General features: G+C 73.4%; 23 protein-coding genes. 16 read left to right on the top strand and 7 right to left on the bottom strand.

Annotation, left to right across the window (positions count from 1 at the left end; genetic code table 11):
- Positions 1 to 68: 68 nt before the first annotated feature.
- Complete coding sequence (locus ABD339_RS10000; protein ID WP_344564319.1) at positions 69 to 1,226, top strand: NADH-quinone oxidoreductase subunit D; 1,158 nt, start codon at positions 69 to 71, stop codon at positions 1,224 to 1,226.
- A gap of 85 nt (positions 1,227 to 1,311) precedes the next feature.
- Here ABD339_RS10000 and ABD339_RS10005 read toward each other — a convergent pair whose 3' ends face one another.
- The 4 genes from ABD339_RS10005 to ABD339_RS10020 form a co-directional block, all read right to left on the bottom strand.
- Positions 1,312 to 2,400 carry a hypothetical protein gene (locus tag ABD339_RS10005; protein ID WP_344564320.1) on the bottom strand — a complete coding sequence of 363 codons (1,089 nt, stop codon included), beginning with the start codon at positions 2,398 to 2,400 and terminating at the stop codon, positions 1,312 to 1,314.
- A gap of 172 nt (positions 2,401 to 2,572) precedes the next feature.
- A complete protein-coding gene (locus tag ABD339_RS10010; RefSeq protein WP_344564322.1) occupies positions 2,573 to 3,628 on the bottom strand; it encodes an ABC transporter substrate-binding protein in 1,056 nt (351 codons plus the stop codon).
- Positions 3,629 to 3,716: 88 nt separating this feature from the next.
- The gene (locus ABD339_RS10015) at positions 3,717 to 4,523 is read right to left on the bottom strand and encodes an ABC transporter permease (protein WP_344564324.1); all 807 of its coding nucleotides are present in this window, start codon (positions 4,521 to 4,523) and stop codon (positions 3,717 to 3,719) included.
- Between the two features lie 6 nt (positions 4,524 to 4,529).
- Complete coding sequence (locus ABD339_RS10020; RefSeq protein ID WP_344564326.1) at positions 4,530 to 5,450, bottom strand: ABC transporter permease; 921 nt, start codon at positions 5,448 to 5,450, stop codon at positions 4,530 to 4,532.
- A gap of 226 nt (positions 5,451 to 5,676) precedes the next feature.
- Between ABD339_RS10020 and ABD339_RS10025 the strand changes: the two genes are divergently transcribed.
- From ABD339_RS10025 to ABD339_RS10035, 4 genes are all read left to right on the top strand, one after another.
- The gene (locus tag ABD339_RS10025; protein WP_344564328.1) at positions 5,677 to 6,834 is read left to right on the top strand and encodes an ABC transporter ATP-binding protein; all 1,158 of its coding nucleotides are present in this window, start codon (positions 5,677 to 5,679) and stop codon (positions 6,832 to 6,834) included.
- A gap of 279 nt (positions 6,835 to 7,113) precedes the next feature.
- A complete protein-coding gene (locus tag ABD339_RS33750) occupies positions 7,114 to 7,200 on the top strand; it encodes a putative leader peptide (protein ID WP_425575948.1) in 87 nt (28 codons plus the stop codon).
- 93 nt (positions 7,201 to 7,293) lie between these two features.
- On the top strand, positions 7,294 to 7,893 hold the full coding sequence (locus tag ABD339_RS10030; RefSeq protein ID WP_344564330.1) for a cupin domain-containing protein: 600 nt from the start codon (positions 7,294 to 7,296) through the stop codon (positions 7,891 to 7,893).
- 65 nt (positions 7,894 to 7,958) lie between these two features.
- Positions 7,959 to 8,402 (top strand): rhodanese-like domain-containing protein, encoded by a 444-nt coding sequence (locus tag ABD339_RS10035; RefSeq protein ID WP_344564461.1) that lies wholly within the window; start codon positions 7,959 to 7,961, stop codon positions 8,400 to 8,402.
- Between the two features lie 77 nt (positions 8,403 to 8,479).
- On the opposite strand, the gene ABD339_RS10040 is transcribed toward ABD339_RS10035, so the two are convergent.
- Both ABD339_RS10040 and ABD339_RS10045 read right to left on the bottom strand, forming a co-directional pair.
- Positions 8,480 to 9,844: a dihydrolipoyl dehydrogenase family protein gene (locus tag ABD339_RS10040; RefSeq protein WP_344564332.1), complete on the bottom strand. Its 1,365-nt coding sequence runs from the start codon at positions 9,842 to 9,844 to the stop codon at positions 8,480 to 8,482.
- A gap of 303 nt (positions 9,845 to 10,147) precedes the next feature.
- Positions 10,148 to 11,173, bottom strand: a complete 1,026-nt coding sequence (locus tag ABD339_RS10045) for an SAM-dependent methyltransferase (RefSeq protein WP_344564334.1) — start codon at positions 11,171 to 11,173, stop codon at positions 10,148 to 10,150.
- 115 nt (positions 11,174 to 11,288) lie between these two features.
- Here ABD339_RS10045 and ABD339_RS10050 point away from each other — a divergent pair, with 115 nt between their 5' ends.
- Together ABD339_RS10050 and ABD339_RS10055 are read left to right on the top strand one after the other, a co-directional pair.
- Positions 11,289 to 12,521 (top strand): sensor histidine kinase, encoded by a 1,233-nt coding sequence (locus ABD339_RS10050; protein WP_344564336.1) that lies wholly within the window; start codon positions 11,289 to 11,291, stop codon positions 12,519 to 12,521.
- Positions 12,522 to 12,680: 159 nt separating this feature from the next.
- Complete coding sequence (locus ABD339_RS10055; protein ID WP_344564338.1) at positions 12,681 to 13,361, top strand: response regulator; 681 nt, start codon at positions 12,681 to 12,683, stop codon at positions 13,359 to 13,361.
- A 108-nt stretch (positions 13,362 to 13,469) separates the two neighbouring features.
- Here ABD339_RS10055 and ABD339_RS10060 read toward each other — a convergent pair whose 3' ends face one another.
- Positions 13,470 to 14,591: a DUF5937 family protein gene (locus tag ABD339_RS10060; RefSeq protein WP_344564340.1), complete on the bottom strand. Its 1,122-nt coding sequence runs from the start codon at positions 14,589 to 14,591 to the stop codon at positions 13,470 to 13,472.
- A 153-nt stretch (positions 14,592 to 14,744) separates the two neighbouring features.
- Here ABD339_RS10060 and ABD339_RS10065 point away from each other — a divergent pair, with 153 nt between their 5' ends.
- The 9 genes from ABD339_RS10065 to ABD339_RS10105 all read left to right on the top strand — a co-directional run bounded on the left by ABD339_RS10065 (position 14,745) and on the right by ABD339_RS10105 (position 22,794).
- Positions 14,745 to 14,975 carry a hypothetical protein gene (locus tag ABD339_RS10065; RefSeq protein ID WP_344564342.1) on the top strand — a complete coding sequence of 77 codons (231 nt, stop codon included), beginning with the start codon at positions 14,745 to 14,747 and terminating at the stop codon, positions 14,973 to 14,975.
- A 141-nt stretch (positions 14,976 to 15,116) separates the two neighbouring features.
- Complete coding sequence (locus tag ABD339_RS10070; RefSeq protein ID WP_344564344.1) at positions 15,117 to 16,307, top strand: Rossmann-like and DUF2520 domain-containing protein; 1,191 nt, start codon at positions 15,117 to 15,119, stop codon at positions 16,305 to 16,307.
- Complete coding sequence (gene panC, locus ABD339_RS10075) at positions 16,304 to 17,278, top strand: pantoate--beta-alanine ligase (RefSeq protein WP_344564346.1); 975 nt, start codon at positions 16,304 to 16,306, stop codon at positions 17,276 to 17,278. The genes ABD339_RS10070 and panC overlap by 4 nt, the downstream gene beginning before the upstream one ends.
- Positions 17,275 to 19,227, top strand: coding sequence for an L-aspartate oxidase (locus ABD339_RS10080; RefSeq protein ID WP_344564348.1), 1,953 nt, complete (start codon positions 17,275 to 17,277; stop codon positions 19,225 to 19,227). The genes panC and ABD339_RS10080 overlap by 4 nt, the downstream gene beginning before the upstream one ends.
- Positions 19,224 to 20,228 (top strand): carboxylating nicotinate-nucleotide diphosphorylase, encoded by a 1,005-nt coding sequence (gene nadC / locus ABD339_RS10085; protein ID WP_344564350.1) that lies wholly within the window; start codon positions 19,224 to 19,226, stop codon positions 20,226 to 20,228. The genes ABD339_RS10080 and nadC overlap by 4 nt, the downstream gene beginning before the upstream one ends.
- Positions 20,228 to 21,025: a type III pantothenate kinase gene (locus ABD339_RS10090; protein WP_344564352.1), complete on the top strand. Its 798-nt coding sequence runs from the start codon at positions 20,228 to 20,230 to the stop codon at positions 21,023 to 21,025. The genes nadC and ABD339_RS10090 overlap by 1 nt, the downstream gene beginning before the upstream one ends.
- 144 nt (positions 21,026 to 21,169) lie before the next feature.
- Positions 21,170 to 21,997: a hypothetical protein gene (locus ABD339_RS10095; RefSeq protein WP_344564354.1), complete on the top strand. Its 828-nt coding sequence runs from the start codon at positions 21,170 to 21,172 to the stop codon at positions 21,995 to 21,997.
- Between the two features lie 45 nt (positions 21,998 to 22,042).
- Complete coding sequence (locus ABD339_RS10100; protein ID WP_344564356.1) at positions 22,043 to 22,213, top strand: hypothetical protein; 171 nt, start codon at positions 22,043 to 22,045, stop codon at positions 22,211 to 22,213.
- Positions 22,214 to 22,383: 170 nt separating this feature from the next.
- Positions 22,384 to 22,794: a BlaI/MecI/CopY family transcriptional regulator gene (locus tag ABD339_RS10105; RefSeq protein WP_344564358.1), complete on the top strand. Its 411-nt coding sequence runs from the start codon at positions 22,384 to 22,386 to the stop codon at positions 22,792 to 22,794.
- Positions 22,795 to 22,801 lie beyond the last annotated feature (7 nt).

Here is a 22,801-nt window from a genome sequence, read left to right on the forward strand (position 1 = left end):
GTTCAGCGTACGAGCGGTCCACACGGGACCTTGTCCACCTGGAGAAGGAAGCTGACAGACTGAGTTTCATGACTCAGACGGAGACCGCCGCCACGACGGTCGGCATCGGCGGCGCGGCGGAGAGCACCGACATGGTGCTCAACATCGGCCCGCAGCACCCCTCCACGCACGGAGTGCTGCGGCTGCGGCTGGTCCTGGACGGCGAGCGGATCGAGGCGGCGGAGCCGATCGTCGGCTACATGCACCGGGGCGCGGAGAAGCTCTTCGAAGCACGCGACTACCGCCAGATCATCGTGCTGGCCAACCGCCACGACTGGCTGTCGGCGTTCTCCAACGAGCTGGGTGTCGTCCTCGGCGTCGAGCGGATGCTCGGCATGGAGGTGCCGGAGCGCGCGGTGTGGACGCGCACGCTGCTGGCCGAGCTGAACCGGATCCTCAACCACCTGATGTTCCTTGGCTCCTATCCGCTGGAGCTGGGCGGCATCACGCCGGTCTTCTACTCCTTCCGGGAGCGCGAGGAACTCCAGAACGTGATGGAGGAGGTCTCCGGCGGCCGGATGCACTACATGTTCAACCGGGTCGGCGGCCTCAAGGACGACCTGCCCGCCGGCTGGCGCGACCGGGCCCGGCAGGCGGTGGGCGCGGTGCGCGGGCGGATGGACTCCTTCGACAAGCTGGTGCTCGGCAACGAGATCTTCCGGGGCCGGACGCGCGGCGTCGGCGTGCTCAGCCCCGGGCTGGTGCACGCCTACGGCGTGAGCGGACCCCTCGCCCGCGCCTCCGGCGTGGACTTCGACCTGCGCCGCGACGAGCCGTATCTGGCCTACGGACAGCTCCAGGACACCCTGAAGGTGATCACGCGCCAGGAGGGCGACTGCCTTGCGCGCTTCGAGGTGCTGCTCGACCAGGTGCACAACTCCCTCGACCTGGCCGACGCCTGCCTCGACCGGCTGGCCGAGCTGCCGCCGGGCCCTGTCAACCAGCGGCTGCCCAAAGTGCTGAAGGCCCCGGAGGGCGCCACCTACGCCTGGACGGAGAACCCGCTCGGGCTCAACGGCTACTACCTGGTCTCCAAGGGCGAGAAGACGCCCTACCGGCTCAAGCTGCGCTCGGCGTCGTACAACAACATCCAGGCCCTCTCCCAGCTGCTGCCCGGCACGCTGGTCGCGGACATGGTGGCGATCCTGGGCTCGTTCTTCTTTGTGGTCGGGGATATCGACAAGTAGGGCTGAGGGGGACTGAACGGGATCAAGCGGGGCTGGGCCGCGCCGAGTTGGGCCCGCCGTGTCCCGGGGGAGGGGGCGGGGCGGCTCAGGGCGAGGAGGTCGCGCCGCTGGTGCTCGTGCTCCTGCCGAAGAAGTCGAAGCCGCCGGTATCCGGGGAGCTGCCGTCCGGGTCGGCGGGCTGCCGGGCCGGGGCCTCCTCCGCCCGGCCGCCCCCGTCGCCTTCCTTCCGGTCCTTCCGGTCCTTCCGGTCCTTCCGGTCCTTCCGGTCCTTCCGGTCCTTGTCCTTGCGGCCTTCCTGGTCGTCCTTCCGCTCGTCCGCGCCTTTCCCGCCGTCCGCACCGCTCCTGTCGGGCCGCCCGGACGGGGAGCCGGGCGCGGGTCCGGAGGATCCGGACGAGGACCCGGCGTCCGCCCCGGACGGGGACGCGTGCTTGGGCCCGTGCCGGGGCTCCGGCCTGGGCTCCGGCTGGGGCGGCACCGCAGCCGCCGCGCTGGTGCGGGCCCGGTGCTCGGCCTCCTGCCGCTCCCGCTCGATCCGCTGCTCCCGCGCGCGCCGCTCCTCGGCCTCGCGCTGCCGGGAGGCGCTGCGGACGAGGCCGTTGAGCGCCTCGTCCGCCTGCGCGTAGGCGAGCGGGGTGGGTGCGCCCGAGCTGTGGCGGTGGTCGGTCGCGGCGGCGGTCAGCGCCTTGGCGGGCGCGGCGGAGCCGATGGCCGGGCGTGTGCGGCCCTCCAGCGCGCGGGCCCGTTCCGTCTGCGCGTGGGCGTAGCGGCGCAGCAGGGCGGCGTGCTCGGTGCGCAGCCGGGCCAGTTCGGCGCGCTTCGCGCGGAGCTTGGCGTCCAGCTTGAGGCGCAGCTCGCGCTGTTCCTCGGCGTCGGTCTCCAGCTCGGCCTGCTTTTCCTCGGCCCGCCAGGCGTTGCTGGCCTGCCGCGCCTTGAGGTCGCCGACGCGGCGCCCGGCCTCGCGGTCCCATCGGCGCAGCAGCACCGCTGCGGTGACGGCGCTCAGCGCGGCGACGGCCGTGAGCGCGCGGAGCGCCACGGTCTCGATGTCGCCTATGCCGGGTTCGCCGATCAGCCAGGCACCACCGGCGCAGGCCAGCGGAACCACTGCGACGGTCACCGGCGCGAGGAGCCGGTGCAGCGGCGGGGAATGGCGATGACGTCCACGGGGCATGGCTGGAAATTTACCGTGTGCCCCTGGGGGGACGACACCGGACGAACCTCTTCGTCGGGCCCTCACATTCCGCCGCGGACCTTCACGCCCCGGCCGCTCGTGCCGCGTGCCGTCCACCCCCGTCCCTCCTCCTCATCCGCCCGCTCATCCATCCGCCGTGCCAAGTCCCGTGCTACGCAAGGTCCTTGCTCTTGAGGTACTCCCGCGCCACGTCCTCGGGCTTCTGGCGGTCGCGGTCCACCTTGCGGTTGAGGTCGGTGAGGTCCTTGGTCGTCAGGGTGCGGGTGAGCTTGTCGAGCGCCTCGGCGACCTTCTTGCCCCCGGCGTCCTTGGCGTTGACGACCGGGAGGACGTTGTCGGCGTTCTGCAGCTTCTTGTCGTCCTTCAGCAGCACCAGGCCGAACTGGCTCAAGGTGGCGTCCGTGGTGGTCGTCAGCACCAGCTGGTCCTTGCCGTCCTTGACGGCCTGCTTGGACTGGGTGGTGCCCACGCCCTTGGGGTCGATGCCCTTGACGTCGATGCCGTACTTCTTCTCCAGGCCCGGCTGGCAAAACGGCCTGGTCTCGCACTCGTCGCCCGCGGCGATCGTCACGCTCTCCTTGGACCTGCCCAGGTCGGAGAGGGTCTTGAGCTTGTGCTCGGCCGCGTAGTCCTTGGCGACGGCGAAGGCGTTCTGATCCACGGCCTTGCCCGGCTCCAGGACCTTCAGGCCGCGCGGCCCGGCCAGCTTGCGCAGCGCCTCGACGGTCTCGTCCGAGTCGCTGGAGGCGACCGGCTTCGCCTTGGGGCCGTTCTTCTTGGCGTTGAGGAACTCGGCCATCGTCGCGGCGTACTCGGGCACGACATCGATGCGGCCCTTCTCCAGCTCGGGTGCGTACAGCTCGCGGTTCTTGACCTTCTTCACGGAGGTCTTGTAGCCCGCCTTGGAGAGCACCCCGGCGTACAGCTCGGAGACGATCTGGGACTCGGTGAAACCGGCTGAGCCGATCACCAGGCTGCCCTTGCCGCCGCCTCCGGCGCCGCCCTCCTTCTCCAGACCGTCGCCGCCGCAGGCGGTGAGCGAGACGGCCAGCGCGGCGACGGCGCCGGTCAGGGCGAGGACGCGGACGGGCGCGCCGGTACGGCGCGCGGGCGTCGCGGATGCCGCGGGCGTCGCGGGAGTACGGCCGGAGCCGGCGGGCTCGGGCCCGGGGTGGCTCGGGTGCGGGGACTTGTGCGTCGGGACCATCATTCGTCCGTTTCGTCGTGGGGCGCCTCGGCCGGCGCCCTGTTGGGTCCAGAGGGGCAGCGGGACATATCGGGACAGCCCGGTGGGATCAGGCCGTCGAGGCTGCCGGTGCCGTCTTCCCGGGTGGTGGATCCTGACCCGGCCCGGTGCTGCCCCCATCTGTGTCGTCGTAGCCGCCGCGTCCGCCGTCGTCGCCCTTGACGTCGGCAGGGGAGGGGCGGCGGGAGGCGCGGCGCTTGCGCATCGGGTCCAGGAACCGCTCGACCAGCGTCAGCGCCCGCTCCACCAGCAGGGCCAGCACGGCGACGAGCAGCGCGCCGGCCACCACCTGGGGTGTGTCGTAGTTGCCGAATCCCGCCGTGATCAGACGGCCGAGGCCGCCGCCGCCGGGCAGCGCGGCGAGCGTCGCGGTGGCGACGAGCTGCACGGCGGCGGTCTGGATCCCCGTCATGATCAGCGGGAGGGCGAGGGGCAGTTCGACCTGGCGCATCAACTGCCACCCTGTCATGCCCATGCCTCTGGCGGCCTCGACCACCTGTGGATCGGCCCCCCGGATCCCGGTGTAGGCGTTCGTCAGCAGGGGCGGCAGCGCGAACAGCACCAGGGCCACGATCGTCGCCCAGTCGCCCTGCTTGCCCAGCGGGCTCATGGTCAGCAGCACCAGCACCGCGAAAGTGGGCACCGCGCGGCCCGCGTTGGAGATGTTGACCGCCAGCGCGCCGCCCCGGCCCACATGCCCGAGCCACAGCGCCACCGGCAGCGCCAGGGCGCAGGAGATCAGCAGGCAGACGCCGGTCAGATAGACGTGCTCGCCCAGGCGCTGGAGGACACCGCCCTCACCGCCCCAGTGCGAACCCGTCGTCAGCCACGTCCAGACCTCGCCCACGATGTGCATCGCCGCTCACCCCGTCGTCTTTCCGGCGAGCCCGAACGGGCCGCCCCGGCCGGTGCCGCCGTCCGCCGCACGGCTGTCCGTCGTAGGGGCGCCCGTCGCGCGGTCGCCGCCGATCGGGCCGCCGCTGCCGCCGCCGTCCGGGCCGCTTCCGGGCCCGCTGCCGCCGCCGTCCTCCGGGCCGCTGCCCGTGTCCTTCGCCGCGCGTGCGGCCGGGTCGCCGCGCCCCCGGCGCTCGCGCTTGACGGCACGCGTCCAGGGGGTGAGGGCGCGCTGGAGACACAGGAGGAGGACATCGGCGACGATCGCCAGCACCACACAGATGGCCGAAGCGGTCAGCACCTGCGCCTTGAAGAAGCTCTCCATGCCGTCGTAGATGAGGTTCCCCAGGCCGCCGTAGCCGACGATGGCGCCGACCGTGGTCAGCGAGACGGCCGTCACCGTCGCGATGCGCACACCCGCCAGCATCGCGGGCAGCGCCAGCGGCAGCTCCACCTCGAACAGCAGCCTGCCGGGCCCGTACCCCATCCCGCGGGCCGCCTCCGTGGCCTCGTCCGGCACCGAGTCCAGCCCGGCCAGGAGGTTGCGCACCAGCACCGTGAGCGAATACAGCACCAGGCCCGTCACCACCACGGCCGCGGACAGGCCGAAGAACGGCAGGAGCAGGGCGAACATCGCCAGTGACGGAATGGTGTAGAGAACCGTCGTCACCCCCAGGGCGGGGCCCCGGGCGGCACGCCAGCGCCGGGCCGCGACGGCCAGCGGAAGCGCGATCACGATCGCGATCACGATCGACGACGCCGTGATCCAGACGTGCTCGACGGTGGCATCGATCAACTCGCTCTGGCGGGTGCGGAGATACTCACCGCACAGCCAGTCGTTCGCCGCGAGGCAGCCTCCGGGGCCGCCCGCCGCAGTGCTGCTGCTCACGCCGGTCACCTCCCTAGCGCGGGTCCTCGATCAGGTCCGGGCGACCCTATCCCGGCGCACTGACAATCGGTCCGCAGCGCCGTGTACGGGAAACACACTGTTCATCCTCGGCGCAAAGGATTGTCGGTGTGCTGTGCTTCTGTTGGTTCTGTTGTTTCTGTATTCCGTACGACAAGAGTTCCGCGTTCGGTACGGCGACAGCGGCCCGGAGGATGAGGATGGGAACATGATTCGCTTCGAGAACGTGACCAAGCGCTACCCCGACGGGACCATCGCGGTCGAAGGACTCTCCTTCGAGGTGGCCGAGGGGGAGTTGGTCACACTCGTCGGCCCGTCGGGCTGCGGCAAGACGACGACCATGAAGATGGTCAACCGGCTCACCGAGCCGACCGAGGGCCGGATCCTCGTCGAGGGCAAGGACATCGCCGCCACCGAACCGGTCGAGCTGCGCCGCCGGATGGGCTACGTCATCCAGCAGACCGGACTGTTCCCGCACCGCTCGGTCCTCGACAACACCGCGACCGTCCCGCACCTGCTGGGCTGGTCCAAGGCGCGGCGGCGCGAGCGGGCCCGCGAACTGCTCGACCTCGTCGGCCTGGACCCCGCCGTCTTCGGTGACCGCTACCCCGACCAGCTCAGCGGCGGCCAGCGGCAGCGCGTCGGCGTCGCGCGCGCCCTGGCGGCCGACCCTCCGGTGCTGCTGATGGACGAGCCCTTCGGCGCGGTCGATCCGGTGGTGCGCGAACACCTGCAGAACGAATTCCTGCGCCTCCAGTCGAGGCTGCACAAGACGGTGCTCTTCGTCACGCACGACATGGAGGAGGCGGTGCGCCTCGGCGACCGCATCGCGGTCTACGGCGAGGGCCGTATCGAGCAGTACGGCCCGCCCGCGAAGGTCCTGGGCGCCCCCGCCTCCCCCTACGTGGCGGACTTCGTCGGCGCCGACCGGGGCCTGAAGCGGCTGTCCGTCACCCCCATAGAGCTGGGCGACCTGGAGGAGCCGCCGATCGTGCACCTGAGCGACCGGTTGGACAAGGCCGCCGAACGCATGGCGACAAGCGACGCCCGCTGGGCGGTGGTGCTGGACGACGCCGACGAACTGCACGGCTGGGTCTCGGCCGGGGCGATCGCGGAGGGCTCCGGAACCGTCGGCGACCACGCACGCCGGATGGAAGCCTGGCTGCCGCTGGGTTCCTCGCTCAAGCAGGCGTTCAGCACGATGCTCCAGCACGACGCCGGGTGGATCGCCGTACTGGACGAGGGCGACAGATTCGTCGGCGTCCTCACCCCCGCCCGGCTGCACGAGGCGCTGCGGCGCTCGGTGGACGCGGACGAGCGCGAGGTACCGCGCGGGGATGTGGAGCTGGAGACGATCGAGAGCTAGCCCCTTGCCGGGGTGGCAGTGGGGGTGGCTGGGCAGGGGGTGCCCCTGGCTGTGTGGTGCAGGGTGCGGGTGGGCGGGGGCTGCTCGCGCAGTTCCCCGCGCCCCTTCGGGGCACGGTGTAGCCCCTTGCTGTGTTGCGCGGGCGCGCTCGGGCGGCGGAGGCGCATATGACACAGTCTCGCGCCCCTTGGGGGCGCCCCCGCCGGGGCGACCCTGGTGCCGGGAGGGCGTGATCCAGGGGCGTTGACAGGGTTCGGGGGGCTGTGCTGCACTCCGGGGATGACCAGCGCGCGCGGCCACTTCTGGCGGAGGGTTCATCTGGACCTGCTCCGCTACGCGGGCTGTGTGTGTCTGCCATCCCGTTGATCGCTTCTTTCCCTTGGACCCACGCGCCCGGCGCGGGGTTCCGCGTACCCGGTTTCCGATGGGCCGGGGCGCGGCCACGATCACGTTCTCAGGATGGCAGCAGTGTCCTCAGCGTCACCCGCACCTTTCGTGCACCCTTCCGTGCCGTCCCCCGCGCCTTCTCCGGAGCCCCCGGCCGGTTCCTCCGAAAGTGCCGCGCGGGGGCCCTCGGAGGCCGAACTCCTCGACTTCGTACGCCGTATCGCCGCAGACGAGGCCCTCGTCGCCTCGCTGCCACTCGATCCGGAGGGCCGCACCTGGATGCGGCTCAACGGGCCGGGCGGCAGCGAGGCGTGGCTCATCGGCTGGCCGCCGGGTACCGGCACCGGCTGGCATGACCACGGCGGCTCGCGGGGCGCCTTCACCACGGCGGGCGGCGAGCTGACCGAGCACTCGCTGGCGGCGCGGCTGCCCACCGAGGGGTGGAAGACCCTGGAGCTGGCCGACGGTGTGGACCGCTCCCGGCGCCTGGGCAAGGGGCGCGGGCGGGCCTTCGGGCCGCACCATGTGCACGAGGTCCTCAACCTCGCGCCGAATGAGCACGCCGTCTCCGCGCACGCCTACTACCCTCCGCTGCCGCTGATGCGCCGCTACAGCCGTACCGGCGCAGTGCTGCGGCTCGAAGAGGTCGAGCGCCCTGGGGAGTGGGAATGACACGTCGTGAGGATGGGGCGGCTGCCGGAGGGGGCCCGGAGGCCGGTGCGAACGCGGAATCCGGCGTGAACGCGGAGTCCGGCGCGAACGCGGAGGCCGGGCAGGGCCCCGGGTCCAGCCGGGTCGATGCGCTGCTGGCCCGCGCCCGTGCGGGGCTGGCGCGGCTGGATCCCGCGGGTGCTGCCGAGGCCCAGCGCTCCGGCGCCCTGCTGGTCGATATCCGGTACGCCGCGCTGCGCGAGCGGGACGGCACCATTCCGGGCGCGCTGATCGTCGAGCGCAACGAACTGGAGTGGCGGCTCGACCCCTCGTGCCCGCACCGGGCGCGCGAGGCGACGGGCCTCGGGCTGCCGGTCGTCGTGGTGTGCAACGAGGGCTACGCCTCCAGCCTGGCCGCGCGCTCGCTGCGCTCCCTGGGCCTGTACCGGGCCACGGACCTCGACGGCGGTTTCCAGGCGTGGCGCGCGGCGGGTCTGCCCGTGCGGCTCCCGGCGGAGCCGGCGGACTGAGCCGGCCGACTGAGCCGTGAGCCGCGCAGGGGCCTCCGGCCGGTTCCGGCCGGAGGCCCGGGCTGGAGGCGGGGCGCTCAGTCCCTGCCGAGGTCGGCGAGTGCGTCGAGTACGCCCCGGTGGAAGGTCGGATAGGCGTAGATCATGTCGCGCAGGGTCGCCACGGGAACCGCCGCGCGCACCGCGACGGCGAGCCCGTACAGCACCTCGCCGCCCATCGGGCCCGCCGCCGTGGCGCCGACCAGCACGCCCCGGTCCGCGTCCTCGACCAGCTTGATCAGCCCTTCGTTGCCCGCCTTGTGGATCCAGCCCCGGGTGCTGGACGGCGTACGGGACAGTCCGGTGCGCACCCGCAGCCCCTGCTCGCGTGCCGCGGCCTCGGTGAGGCCGACCGAGCCGATCTCCGGCTCGGTGAAGGTCACATGGGGGACGGCGCGGTAGTCGGCGCCCGGCCCCTCCTCGCCGAGGATGGCGCGCACGGCCACGTCCGCCTGGTACATGGCGACATGGGTGAAGGCGCCCTTGCCCGTCACGTCCCCCACCGCCCACACCCCGGGGGCCGCACGCATGTGCGCGTCCACCTCCAGAGCGCGGGCCTTCGGGTCCAGGCCCAGGGTCTCCAGCCCGAGGGAGCCCAGCCGGGGCCTGCGGCCGGTGGCCACCAGGAGCTTCTCCGCGCGCAGCCGCTCGCCGCTCTCCAGGGTGAGGACGAACTCGCCGTTCTCGTGGCGTGCGGCCCGGGCGCGGGCGTTCGTCCGCACCTCCAGGCCCTCTTCGGTCAGGAGCCGGGTGAGCATCTCCCCGCTCTCCGGCTCCTCGACCGACAGCACGCGTCCGGATGCCTCGACGATCGTCACTCGGGTGCCGAAGCGGGCGTAGCCCTGGGCGAGTTCGACGCCCACCGGGCCGCCGCCGAGCACCAGCAGCGAGGCGGGGAGTTCCGTGGCGGAGACGGCATCGCGGTTGGTCCAGTACGGCACCTGGTCGAGACCGTCCACCGGCGGGGCCGAGGGGCTGCTGCCGGTGGCGACGACCACGCCCCGGCGCGCGGTGAACGTCTCGCCGCCCGCCTCGACCCGGCCGGGCCCGGTGAACGTCCCCCGGCCGCGGACGAAGTGGCCGCCCTTGCCGGTGAACCGCTCGACGGCGCCCGCGTCGTCCCAGTCCGTGGTCGCCTCGTCCCGGATCCGGGCCGCGACGGGGGACCAGTCGGGCTCCACCGTGGACTTGCCTGCCATGCCGGGGACGCGCCGCCCCTCGGCCAGCAGATTGCCCGCGCGCACGATCATCTTGCTGGGGACGCACGCCCAGTACGGGCACTCGCCGCCGAGCAGTTCCGCCTCGACACCGACCACGTCCAGCCCCGCCTCGGCCAGTCTCCCGGCCACTTCCTCGCCCCCGGGGCCCATCCCCACGACGACGACATCGCACTCGCGTGCCATATGCCCGGCCTCCTCCGGTCCGCGGACGCCGGTAGCGGACGGCCGGTCCGCGACCGGCCGCACGGCACCCCGCGCCTCCCCGCGAGCATAAGAGGGCGCCGCCCCGCGGGCATCCGCACGGCGGGAGACGACCGGTGGCCCCGGGCCGGCCCCGTCGCGCGCCCGGGCCGGCCCCGTCGCGCGCCCGGGCTGCCCCGTCGCGCAGCCCGGGGCTCGGACCGGCCCCGTCGCGCAGTCCCGGGCTCGGACCGGCCCCGTCGCGCAGTCCCGGGCTCGGACCAGCCCCGTCGCGCGGTCCCGGGCTCAGACCAGCCCCGTCGCGCAGTCCCGCTCGCACACCAGCCAGGTGAACGCGCCCAGTCCGGCCGGATCCAGCAGTTCCGCGGCCTCGCCCGCCGCGCCGAGCGCCCGTACGTACGCCGCCGGGTCCTCGCTCGCCAGGGACAGCGCGGGGCGCCGGCCCTCCAGGCCCAGGGCGCGCAGCGCGGCGCGCTGGGTCAGCAGCGCGGGCTCGCCCGGCGCGGCGGAGGCGACCGCGTCCAGCGCCACATGCGAGGTGAGATCGCACCCGCCGTCCGGCACGGGTGCGCTCTCCTGGCCGTCGCGGAATCCGGTGAGCGTCCCGAAGGGCGGCCGGGCGGCGCGGGTGTGCCCGTAATCGACGGCGACGGCCGCTCCGGCGGCGAGCGTCCCGGCGGCGGCGACCCAGGCCGCGTCGCGAGGGTGTCCGATCTCCGCGCGGGCGCCGGGCCCCGCGCCGGCCAGCGGCCACCAGCGCGCCAGCCACTCCGCGTCCTCGCCCGCCACTTCGGGGCCCAGCCGCTCTTCCCCCGTCTCCTCGACGAGGACGAGGCGGGGCACGCCTTCGGGGTCGTTCTCGGCGACGTCCACGGGCACGTTGTCCAGCCACTCGTTGGCGAACAGCAGACCGGTCAGGGCGCCGGGCTCCGGCAGTTCGGGCCGCCACGCGATCCCGGCCGCCAGCCCTGGCGGCCGGGGGCCGCGTTCGACGGCGACCGGGCGCAGCCGTGCCGCCGCGTCGGCGCCCGCGGTACCGCCCGCGGGGCCGTGCGGGGAGCGCAGCTCGGCCAGCACTCCGGTCAGCAGTTCGCCGCGGCCCGCGCCGATGTCGGCCAGATCCAGCCGGGCGGGCCTGCCCAGCGCCTCGTCCACCTTCAGCAGGAGGACCGCGACGGCTCGGGCGAACAGCGGCGAGGCATGCACGGAAGTGCGGAAATGCGCGGCGGGGGCCTGGTGTGTGTAGAAGCCACGGGGCCCGTAGAGGGCGCGTTCGGTGGCTGTGCGCCAGCCCGGCGGCTCGGGGATCATGCGCCTCACCGTATGTGCGGATCCCGCTCCTCCACCTTGCGGAGTATGCGAGGGGCCCACGGATCGGCCGTCCGGTTGACCCCTGCACGTACTCGGCCTGCATACGCTGGGTTACGTGAACCGGCTCTACGACTTCATCCGCAGGCACCCCACGTGGGTGGACAGCCTCTGGGCTGTTTTCCTGCTGCTGCTGTCGTCGCTCTGGATCGTCGCCAGCCTGACCGCGCCCGACGGGGCCACCGGGCTGCCCCACGGGCCCGGGGAGAAGATCGCCGCACTCCCCATCACGCTGACGATGTGCCTGGTGGTGGCGCTGCGGCGGCGAGCCCCGGAGAAGATGCTGCTGCTGGCCACCGGCGGCGGTCTCGCCCAGGTGATCACCGACGTCGAGCCGTTCCCCGGGAACCTGGCCTTCGTGGTCATCATCTTCACCGTCGCCTCCCGCCCCACCCGCTGGGCCTCGCGCTTCGCCCTGACCGGAGCCCTGCTGGCCCCCGCCATCGACGCGGTGCGCTGGCCCAACGACCGCATCGATGTGGTCGGCCAGCTGTTCGGCGGCGTCTTCGTCGGGCTCGTCTTCGTGATGGCCTGGGTGCTCGGGGACTCGCTGCGCACCCGCCGCGCCTACTACTCCCAGCTCGAAGAGCGCGCCACCCGCCTGGAGAAGGAGCGCGCGGCCCAGGCCAAGGTCGCCGTCGCCGCCGAGCGCGCCCGGATAGCCCGCGAACTGCACGACGTGGTCGCGCACAACGTGTCCGTGATGGTCGTCCAGGCGGACGGCGCCGCCTATGTGCTGGACACCGCGCCCGACCAGACCCGTATGGCGCTGGAGACGATCTCGGGCACCGGCCGCCAGGCCCTCGCCGAGATGCGCCGCCTGCTGGGTGTGCTGCGCACGGGCGACGGGGGCAAGCAGGACGGCGGGGAGTACGTCCCGCAGCCCGGGGTCGAGCAGGTCGCCGACCTGGTCGAACAGGTGCGCGGCGCGGGCCTCACTGTGAATTTCAAGATAGAGGGCACCCCCAGATCGCTGCCCAGCAGCGTGGAGCTGACCGCGTACCGCATCGTGCAGGAGGCGCTCACCAACACCCGCAAGCACGGCGGGCCCGACGTGGGGGCCTCGGTGCTGCTGCGCTACGGCGACGACGAGCTGTCCGTGCTCGCCGAGGACGACGGCCGGGGCGCGCAGCGGGAGCTGTACCAGGAGGGCGGTACCGACGGACTCGGCCACGGGCTGATCGGGATGCGCGAGCGCGTGGGAATGGTCGGCGGCGCGCTGGAGGCCGGTCCTCGCCCCGGCGGAGGGTTTCGCATCAACGCCGCCCTGCCCCTCAAAGGCGCCGACTGACCCCCGTAGCGTGCCCCCCGGCCTTCCTCCGGCTGCCGCCCCACTCGCCTCCGCCCCGCACTCGCCTCCGCCCCGCACTCGCCTCCGCCCCGCACTCGCCTCCGCCCCCCACTCGCCCCGCCTCGCACTCGCCCCGCCTCCGCCCCGAAGGGACCCCGTATGACGATCCGCGTGATGCTCGTCGATGACCAGGCGCTGCTGCGCACCGGCTTCCGGATGGTGCTGAGCGCGCAGCCGGACATGGAGGTCGCGGCCGAGGCGAGCGACGGCGCGGAGGCTCTCGCCATCCTGCGCGAGACACCGGTCGATGTGGTGCTGATGGACGTGCGCATGCCGAACGTCGACGGGGTCGAGGCCACCCGCCGCATCTGCGAGGACGGCGAAGGCGGCCCCGGCTCCCCCAAGGTGCTCATCCTCACCACCTTCGACCTGGACGAGTACGCCTTCTCCGCGCTCAAGGCCGGGGCCGGCGGCTTCATGCTCAAGGACGTGCCCCCCGGCGACCTGCTGGAGGCCATCCGCGCCGTGCACAGCGGGGACGCCGTGGTCGCGCCCAGCACCACCCGACGCCTGATCGACCGCTTCTCCTCGGTGCTGCCCGCCACCACCTCCGAACCGGTCGCCAAGGAACTGGAGCGGCTGACCGACCGGGAGCGGGAAGTGCTCACGCTGATCGCGCAGGGCATGTCCAACGGAGAGATCGCCGCGCGGCTGGTCCTGTCCGAGGCGACGGTCAAGACCCACGTGGGCCGCATACTCGCCAAACTCGGCCTGCGCGACCGAGTCCAGGCGGTAGTCCTGGCCTACGAAACGGGCCTGGTGAGAGCAGGCAGCGCGTAGGGGCCGAAGGGCCCCGAAGGGGGCGCGGGGAACGGCGCGCTCAGTCACAGACAACCCGCGCTCGGCGACGACCCGCAAGCCACAACGGCGGCTCCCCGACCCCCCAAGTCACCGAAGCACCGTCTCCAGAAAATCACTGCCCAGCCGCGCAACAATCTTCAGATCAAGCTGATACTGCACATAGCGCCCCCGCCGCCGAGCGACAATCAGCCCGGCCCTCTTCAGTACGGCGAGGTGCCGCGAGACCTCCGGAGCGCTGATCCCGTAGTGATCGGCCAGCTCTCCCGTGGTGTACGGAGCGCGAGCGATATTGCGGCAGAGCCGCATCCGCATCGGATGCGCCAGCGCCTCCATCCGCAGCTCGAACTGTTCGACCGACAGTGGCCCCGGCAGCTCGCGCCCCGCGACGGGGTAGTGCACGACGGGCCGCCAGCCGTGCCGGTGCAGCACCACCAGATGCGGCCACTGGTACACGGAGGGCACGAAGGTGATCCCCGCCCCGACCTCCGGATCGACCGCCGTGGTCCGGGCGCTGGCGAGCTTGTCCGCGTCGATGCGGGTGCACGCCTCGTCCACGGACAGCGCGGGCGAGACCGCCTCCATCGTCGCGGCCAGCCCTCTGCGGCGCAGCAGTTCGCTCTTCTCGCGGGCGTCGGCGGCCAGCTGGAAGCGCACCCGGTTCCAGGTGTCGGCGAAGAACGCCTGGTCGCAGTCCTCGAACAGGCGGCGCACCCAGGCGCGTACGGCGGGCGGATCGGCCAGCAGCCACTCGGTGAACTTCCGCTGCTGCGGGCCGCGCGCCGAGGCCAGTTCGACGGCGCGCTCGTGCAGCGCGGGGTCGGTGAGGGGCGAGTGCGGCGAGGCGGTGCCGTACCGCGTGGAGCAGGTGAACTCCAGTGCGGCGGAGACGTACTCCTCGTCGTCCAGCCGGTCGAGGGTGTCCAGGTCCTGCGCGAGCGTCTCGCCGGGCCGCACCGAGGCGTCCCGCAGCCCGGCGAACCCCAGCAGGATGTCGGAGAACGTGGTGCGCCACAGGAAGTCCGCCTCGCACAGCCGGTCGGCGAGGTCCTGCTTGAGGGAGGCTTCCGTGGCCGTGGCCCAGCCGTGCACCCCCGGGTGGTGGCCGGGCTCGGACAGCGCGTGCAGCGCGGTGCCCAGCTCCGCCAGGGGAGACGGCGCGAAGACGATCCGTTCCTGTGGCAGTCCGGCGATGTGGATGGTGACGCTCATGCCCCCATCGTGCCGCTCTGGCCGAGCGCGCGGTGCGCCGATTGACCAGGGCCGTCAATCGGCGCGCTGCCTGCGGGGCGTTGTCCGGCGTTGGTTGACGTCCCTGGTCAATCGGCGTGCACCGGCTCCTGGAACGGGCGCAGCGTCGAGGGCATGAGCATCACCGAGCAGTACGCGATGGACATCTGGCGGCTTCGTGGCCAGGGCGTACCGGAGCCCCCGGCGCCCGGTGCGCACGAGGCCAGGATCCTGTGGGCCTGGTGGACGGCCCGCAAAGAGGCCCGCAAAGAGGCCCGTGAAGAGGCCCGTGAAGAGGCCCGCAATGCGGCTCGTGAAGAGGCGGGAAAGGAGACGGGCCGGGGCCCTCGGCAGGCCGGGGGGTGAGCCGTCCGGCCGCCCCGCCCCGGTGAGCGGGCCCCGAGCGCACCGTCACCCGAGGGGCCCGCGCGCAGGGCTTAGCATGGCGTGGTCACGTCCGGTACCGGCGTCAATGAGCGGACCGGAACGCATACGGAAGGCCACTCCGTGAACGCACATCACCCCTCTCCGGCGGACGAGCCGGACAAGTCCCCGTACGGGCCGGTCCCGTCCGCGAGCGCTCCCCGACCGTCCGCGTCCGGAGCCTCCGCGAGCGCGTCCGGATCGTCCACGTCCGGATCGTCCACGTCCGCCACCGGTTCCGCCGCCCCCGACCCCTCGGGGGCGGCGCGGGCCGAGGACCGGCCCGCGCGGCTCGCGGTCGGCGTCGTCGGCACCGGCCGGGTCGGGCCCGCGCTGGCCGCCGCCCTGCGGCTGGCCGGGCACCGGCCCGTCGCCGCCTCAGGCGTCTCGGACGCCTCGCGGCGCAGGGCCGCCGAACTCCTCCCCGACGTCCCCCTCGTGGACCCGGCCGAGGTGCTGGCCCGCTCCGATCTGGTGCTGCTGACCGTGCCGGACGACGCGCTGCCCGACCTGGTGTCCGGGCTGGCGCGGACGGGCGCCGTCCGCCCCGGGCAACTGCTGGTGCACACCTCGGGCCGCTTCGGGGCCGGGGTGCTCCGGCCCGCGCTGCGCGCCGGAGCACTGCCGCTCGCGCTGCACCCGGCGATGGCCTTCACCGGGACCCCCGTCGATGTCCAGCGTCTGGTCGGCTGCTCGTTCGGGGTCACCGCGCCGGAGGAGTTGCGGCTGGCGGCCGAGGCGCTGGTCATCGAGATGGGCGGGGAGCCCGAGTGGGTCGCGGAGGAGTCCCGTCCGCTCTACCACGCGGCCCTCGCCATCGGCGCCAACCACCTGGTCACACTGGTGAACCAGGCCATGGACCTGCTGCGGGCCTCCGGCGTGCAGGCGCCCGACCGGATGCTCGGGCCGCTCCTGGGCGCCGCCTTGGACAACGCGCTGCGCTCGGGCGATTCGGCGCTGACGGGGCCGGTCGCCAGGGGCGACGCGGACACCGTGGCCGCACACGTGACCGAGCTGCGCAAGCACGCCCCGCAGACCGTCGCCGGATACCTCGCGATGGCCCGGGCGACCGCCGACCGGGCACTGGCACACGGCCTCCTCAAGCCCGGACTGGCCGAGGCCCTGCTCGACGTCCTCGCGACCGACGGCGACGCGGGGACGGCCGGCAAGCGGAAGGACGACGACGGGCCCGAGGACGGCGGCCCGGACGGCGGCGGCCCGGAGGACGGCGGACCGGAGGACGGCGGACCGGAGGACAAGGGGACGGACTCATGATCTCGGCCGCGCCTGGGACTCCCGCGACGCCCCCTGCTTCCGCGACCGGTACGGCACCCGTGCCGTCGCCCGCGTCGCCCGCGCCGCCCGCCTCGCCGGTGCTGCCCGAGGTCGTCATCACCACCGCCGGGCTGCGGGCCCTGCCGCGGGCCGGTGAGCGTGCCGTGGTCATGACGATGGGCGCCCTGCACGAGGGCCACGCGGCGCTCGTCCGTGCGGCCCGCGAGCGGGTGGGGCCGGGCGGTCAGGTCGTCGTCACGGTCTTCGTCAACCCTCTCCAGTTCGGCGCGGGGGAGGACCTGGACCGCTATCCGCGCACGCTGGAAGCCGATCTCGTCGTCGCCGGGGAGGCGGGTGCCGACGTGATTTTCGCGCCGTCCGGCGACGAGGTCTACCCGGGCGGCGAGCCCCAGGTGCGGGTCTCGGCCGGCCCGATGGGCGCGGTGCTGGAGGGTGCCGTGCGGCCGGGGCACTTCGACGGCATGCTCACCGTCGTCGCCAAGATGCTCCACCTCACCTCGCCCGATGTGGCCTTCTTCGGCCAGAAGGACGCCCAGCAGCTCGCGCTCGTACGCCGCATGGTGTGCGATCTGAACTTCCCCGCCGAGATCGTCGCCGTCCCCACCGTCCGCGAGGCCGACGGCCTCGCCCTCTCCAGCCGCAACCGTTACCTCTCCGCGCGCGAGCGCGGAGAGGGGCTCGCGCTCTCCCGCGCGCTGACGGCCGCCGGACGCGCCGCGGAGCGGGGCCCGGCCGCCGCGCTGCACGCGGCCCGCTCGGTGCTCGCCGAGGCGGACGGGCTGGACGTCGATTACGCGGCGCTCGTGGATCCCGCGAGCTTCACCGCGATCGACGGGGGCGAGAGCTGGGAGGGCGAGGCGGTACTGGTCGTCGCCGCCCGCGTGGGCAGCACCCGGCTGATCGACAACGTCCCCCTCCGCTTCCTCGCGGCACCGGGACCCGCACGATGAGCCCACGCCCGGGCCGGGACGCCGGCCCAGGCCCAGACGCAGCCCCAGCCCCAGGCCCAGATGCAGGCCGAGGCCCCGGCTCCGCGAAGAGCGACCCCGCACCGGGACTGCTGGCCGCACCCCCGCCCGGCTGGACCGTCGAGGCCGACGTCGTCGTCGTGGGCTCAGGGGTGGCCGGGCTCACTGCCGCGCTGCGCTGCGCCGCGGCCGGTGCCCGGACGGTCGTGGTGACCAAGGCGCGCCTGGACGACGGTTCCACGCGCTGGGCCCAAGGCGGCATAGCCGCGGCGCTGGGCGAGGGCGACAGCCCGGCCCAGCACCGTGACGACACCCTGGAGGCGGGCGCCGGGCTGTGTGACGAGGCGGCCGTCCACGCCCTGGTCACCGCGGGGCCGGATGCCGTGCGACGGCTCATCCGGGCGGGCGCCGCCTTCGACACCTCCGCGGCCACCGGGGGGATCGCGCTCACCCGCGAGGGCGGTCACCACCGCAGCCGTATCGCCCACGCGGGCGGCGACGCGACCGGGGCCGAGATCTCCCGCGCGCTGGTGGCCGCCGTACGCGGACAGCGCATCCGCACCGTCGAGAACGCCCTGGTCCTCGATCTCCTCAAGGACGCCGAGGGCCGCGCGGCCGGGGTGACGCTGCACGTCATGGGCGAGGGGCAGGAGGACGGTGTGGGCGCCGTCCACGCTCCGGCCGTGGTCCTGGCCACCGGCGGCATGGGACAGGTGTTCGCCGCGACGACGAACCCCGCCGTCTCCACGGGCGACGGCGTGGCCCTCGCGCTGCGCGCCGGGGCCGAGGTCTCCGATCTGGAGTTCGTGCAGTTCCACCCCACGGTGCTCTACCTCGGCCCGGACGCCGAGGGCCAGCAGCCGCTGATCTCCGAGGCGGTGCGCGGCGAGGGCGCGCATCTGGTCGATGCGGCGGGGGCGCGCTTCATGGTGGGCCGGCACCCGCTCGCCGAGCTGGCGCCCCGCGACATCGTCGCCAAGGGGATCATGCGCCGGGCCGCCGAGCAGGGCACCGACCACATGTTCCTGGACGGCCGGCACTTCGGCGCCGCCATGTGGAGGACCCGCTTCCCCACGATCCTCGCCGCGTGCCGTGCGCACGGTATCGACCCGGTCACCGAACTGGTCCCGGTCGCGCCCGCCGCGCACTACGCCAGCGGCGGTGTCCGCACCGACCTGTACGGCCGCACCACGGTGCCCGGTCTCTACGCCTGCGGCGAGGTCGCCTGCACAGGCGTGCACGGCGCCAACCGCCTCGCCTCCAACAGCCTGTTGGAGGGCCTGGTCTTCGCGGAACGGATCGCCGCTCGGCTCAGGCCCCGCGAACGGAATCCGGAGCCGGTCATTCCAGCGCACGGCCCGGAAGCGGCCCGAGAGGCGGGCCAAGGGACGAGGGAAGCCGCGGGCGCTCTCCTTCCGGCCGGGGCCCGCGCCGAGATCCAGCGCATCATGACGGAGGGAGCCGGAGTGCTCCGTTCCGCGCGCTCACTCGCCACCGCCGCCGCGCGCCTGGAGGCACTCTCCGCATCGGCGGCACCCCCCGGCCCGGCGACCGTCACCGGTTCAACCGGTGAGCCCGGCGCAACTAGGTCGGACGCCCGACTCGCCGAAGCCACCGAACCTGTCGAACCCGCCGGACCGGCCGGACCCGCCGAACCGGGCGTCGAGACCTGGGAGACCACCAACCTCCATCTCGTCGCCCAGGTCCTGGTCGAGGCCGCGGCCCTCCGCGAGGAGACCCGCGGCTGCCACTGGCGCGAGGACCATCCCGACCGCGACGACACCGCCTGGCGCCGCCACCTGATCATCAGCCGCGCGCCCGGCGCGCCCCTGACCGTCCGTACGACCCGGACAACCGCCTTCCCGCCCACCACCGCGCCCGTGCCCCCGGCGTCCCCGCGGGCCGCCCCGTCCAAGGAGCAGCAACAGTGACCGACGACCTCCCCCTCCTCCAGATCGGCCAGGCCCCCCAGGGGACCTCGGGCGGCTGCGGCGACGGCTGCGGCTGCGCGTCGGAAGAGCCCGGCCTCGACCCGCTGGAGTGCGGCCTCGACCCCGACCTGGCGGCGCTCCTGGCCGATGCCGGTCTCGACCCCGTGCACGTCGAGGACATCGCACACCTGGCCGTCGAGGAGGACCTGGACCGGGGGGTGGATGTCACCAGCGTCGCCACCGTCCCCGAAGAGGCCGTCGCGACCGGCGACTTCACCGCCCGCGAGGCCGGTACCGTCGCCGGGCTGCGGGTGGCCGAGGCCGTGCTGTCCGTCGTGTGCACCGACGAGTTCGAGGTCGAACGGCACGTCCTGGACGGCGACCGCGTCGAGGCGGGCCAGAAGCTGCTGACCGTCCGCACCCGCACCCGCGACCTGCTCACCGCCGAGCGCAGCGCGCTCAACCTGCTGTGCCGGCTGTCCGGCATCGCGACCGCGACCCGCGCCTGGGCGGACGCGCTGGAGGGCACGAAGGCCCAGGTGCGCGACACCCGCAAGACGACGCCCGGGCTGCGCGCGCTGGAGAAGTTCGCGGTGCGCTGCGGCGGCGGGGTCAACCACCGGATGTCCCTCTCGGACGCGGCGCTCATCAAGGACAACCACGTGATCGCGGCCGGCGGCGTGGCCGAGGCGTTCGCGCTCGTCCGGGCCGAATTCCCGGACCTGCCCATCGAGGTGGAGGTGGACCGCCTCGACCAGATCCCGCCGGTCCTCGACCAGGGCGCCGATCTGCTCCTGCTCGACAACTTCACCCCGGGCCTCACCGCCGAGGCCGTCACGCTCGTGGCGGGCCGCGCGCGGCTGGAGTCCTCCGGGCGGCTCACCCTGGAGAACGCGGCCGAATACGCCGCCACCGGCGTCGATTTCCTGTCCGTCGGCTCCCTGACCCACTCCTCCCCGATCCTCGACATCGGCCTGGACCTGCGAGAGGAGCCGGTCTGATGCTGCTGACCATCGACGTGGGCAACACCCACACCGTGCTGGGGCTGTTCGACGGCGAGGAGATCGTCGAACACTGGCGCATCTCCACCGAGGCCCGCCGCACCGCCGACGAACTGGCCGTGCTGCTCCAGGGGTTGATGGGCATGCACCCGCTGCTGGGCGAGGAGCTGGGCGACAACATCGAGGGCATCGCCATCTGCTCCACCGTCCCCTCCGTCCTGCACGAACTGCGCGAGGTGACCCGCCGCTACTACGGCGACATCCCCGCCGTGCTGGTCGAGCCGGGCGTCAAGACGGGCGTGCCGATCCTGATGGACAACCCGAAAGAGGTCGGCGCGGACCGGATCATCAACGCGCTGGCCGCCGTCGAGCTGTACGGCGGCCCGTGCGTGGTCGTGGACTTCGGTACCGCCACCACCTTCGACGCGGTCTCGGCGCGCGGCGAGTACGTCGGCGGCGTCATCGCGCCGGGCATCGAGATCTCCGTGGACGCGCTGGGCATGCGCGGCGCCCAGCTGCGCAAGATCGAGATCGCCCGCCCGCGCAGCGTCATCGGCAAGAACACGGTCGAGGCCATGCAGGCGGGCATCGTCTACGGCTTCGCCGGCCAGGTGGACGGGGTGGTGAACCGGATGGCGACCGAACTGGCGGACGACCCCGAGGACGTCACCGTCATCGCCACCGGCGGCCTGGCGCCCATGGTGCTGGGGGAGTCCGCCGTCATCGACGAGCACGAGCCCTGGCTCACCCTGATCGGCCTGCGCCTGGTGTACGAGCGCAACATCGACCGGAGCTGACGGGAGCGGGGCTGAGCGGAGCCGAGCTGAGCGGAGCCGAGCGGGGCCTGGGCGGGGCGGAGCCGATCCCGACAGCAGGCGCTCGCCACGCCCGGCACCCGGTAGATAAGCACATTTAGTCGTTTTGCCCCCTATCGTCGCCTCATGCCCACGCCCTACGGTTCACGAGGCGGCGTGGCGTTCAGCGCGGACGAGCTGCGTGTGCTCGGCGGCGCCCTCGCCATCGCCCTCCAGTCCGATCCCGCGCCCGAACGGGCCGGGGAGTATCTGCGGCTCGCGCGGTCCGTGGAGGAGGCGGCGCGCGAGGGCGCCAGACTGCGCGCCTTCCTGCTGGCCGACCTCGCCCGTCACCGCGCGGCCCTGCCCGGCGCCGCCCTCGGCTACCTCGACCGGCTCGACGGCGCCCTCGCCGCGGGATACCGCCCCCGCCCCGAGGACCTGGCCGCCCTCCGCACGCTGTGCGCCGAGGCCGCCGGGGAACGGGAGAGCGCCCGCCGGGCCTCGCTGCTGCGCCGCTGCGCACGCCTCGTGGCGCCGACCCCGGCCGCGGGAGCCGTACGCACCAGGCTGCGGTTCGTCCCCAGTGGCCGCCTGCCCTGGGACGAGCGCCCCCCGGCACCCGTCGCCGCCGGGCACGCCGGGCACGCCGGGCACGCCGGGAACGCTGGGCAGGCCGGGCACGCCGGGCACACTGCGAACGCCGGGAACGGGGACGAACCGGAACGCGACGCGGAGCCCGGCGCCGAGCCCGGCCCCGGCAAGCCCGGCCCGACGGAGCCGGGGGCCGCGCCCTCGCGCCCCGTCCCCACCCCTGCCGAGGTCTTCCCGCCCCGGCGCCGCCCCGCTCCCCAGTCCCCGCAGGACCCGCAGGCGCCGGATTCGCCGCCCGCCGGTCCCGAACCGGGGGTGCCGGAGACGGAACGGCCCGGTACCGAGGAGTCCGTGAAGCGGAGGGACCCCGTTTCCGCATAAGGCGACGGGGTTACTCTGGACGCCTGCTCACCGAGGAGGACGGCCATGGATTATGTCGCCGCGCTCACCCCGCCGCTCGTGATGGCGGTGGCATTCACCGCGCTCATCGTGACGATCGTCAAGAGTCAGGGCGGCGCCAACAAGGCCAAGGAGGACGGCATCGTCGATGCCGCTTTGGCCAGGGCCGAAGGCACCCGCCAGAAGCGCGAGAGCTGACCCTGCACAAGCCGGGAGCTGAACCGGACAAGCGCGCCGGCCGACCCGGTGCAAGCGGAAGAGCCGACCCGTCACAAGGGTGAGAGCCGACTCCGTACAAGTGCGGGAGTGACGTGGCCCCCACCCTCCCTAATTCCCTCGATTCGGACATTTTCCACTATTGTTCTTCCGTGCCGAGGCCATTGGGAGAGCTGGAAGATGCCGTGATGACCCGGGTATGGCGCTGGAACCGCCCGGTCACCGTGCGGGAAGTCCTCGAAGATCTGCAGAAGGAACGCACCGTCGCCTACACGACGGTGATGACCGTAATGGACAACCTGCGCCAGAAGGGCTGGCTCCGGAGGGATCAAGAAGGCCGCGCCTATAGATATGCGGCGGTCTCCACCCGGGCCGCCTACTCCGCGGCTCTCATGAACGAAGCGTGGTCGGCCAGTGACAACCCTGCCGCCGCTCTCGTGGACTTCTTCGGCATGATGTCGCCGGAACAGGTCGAGGTGCTGCGTGACGCCTTGCGCGTCGTACAACTGAACGGCGTCCATCTCGATGGCCCCGCCGAGGAGGGTGAGGGCCAAGAGCGATAGCGTCCGT

The organism is Streptomyces axinellae (assembly GCF_039532135.1).
GTDB lineage: Bacteria > Actinomycetota > Actinomycetes > Streptomycetales > Streptomycetaceae > Streptomyces > Streptomyces axinellae.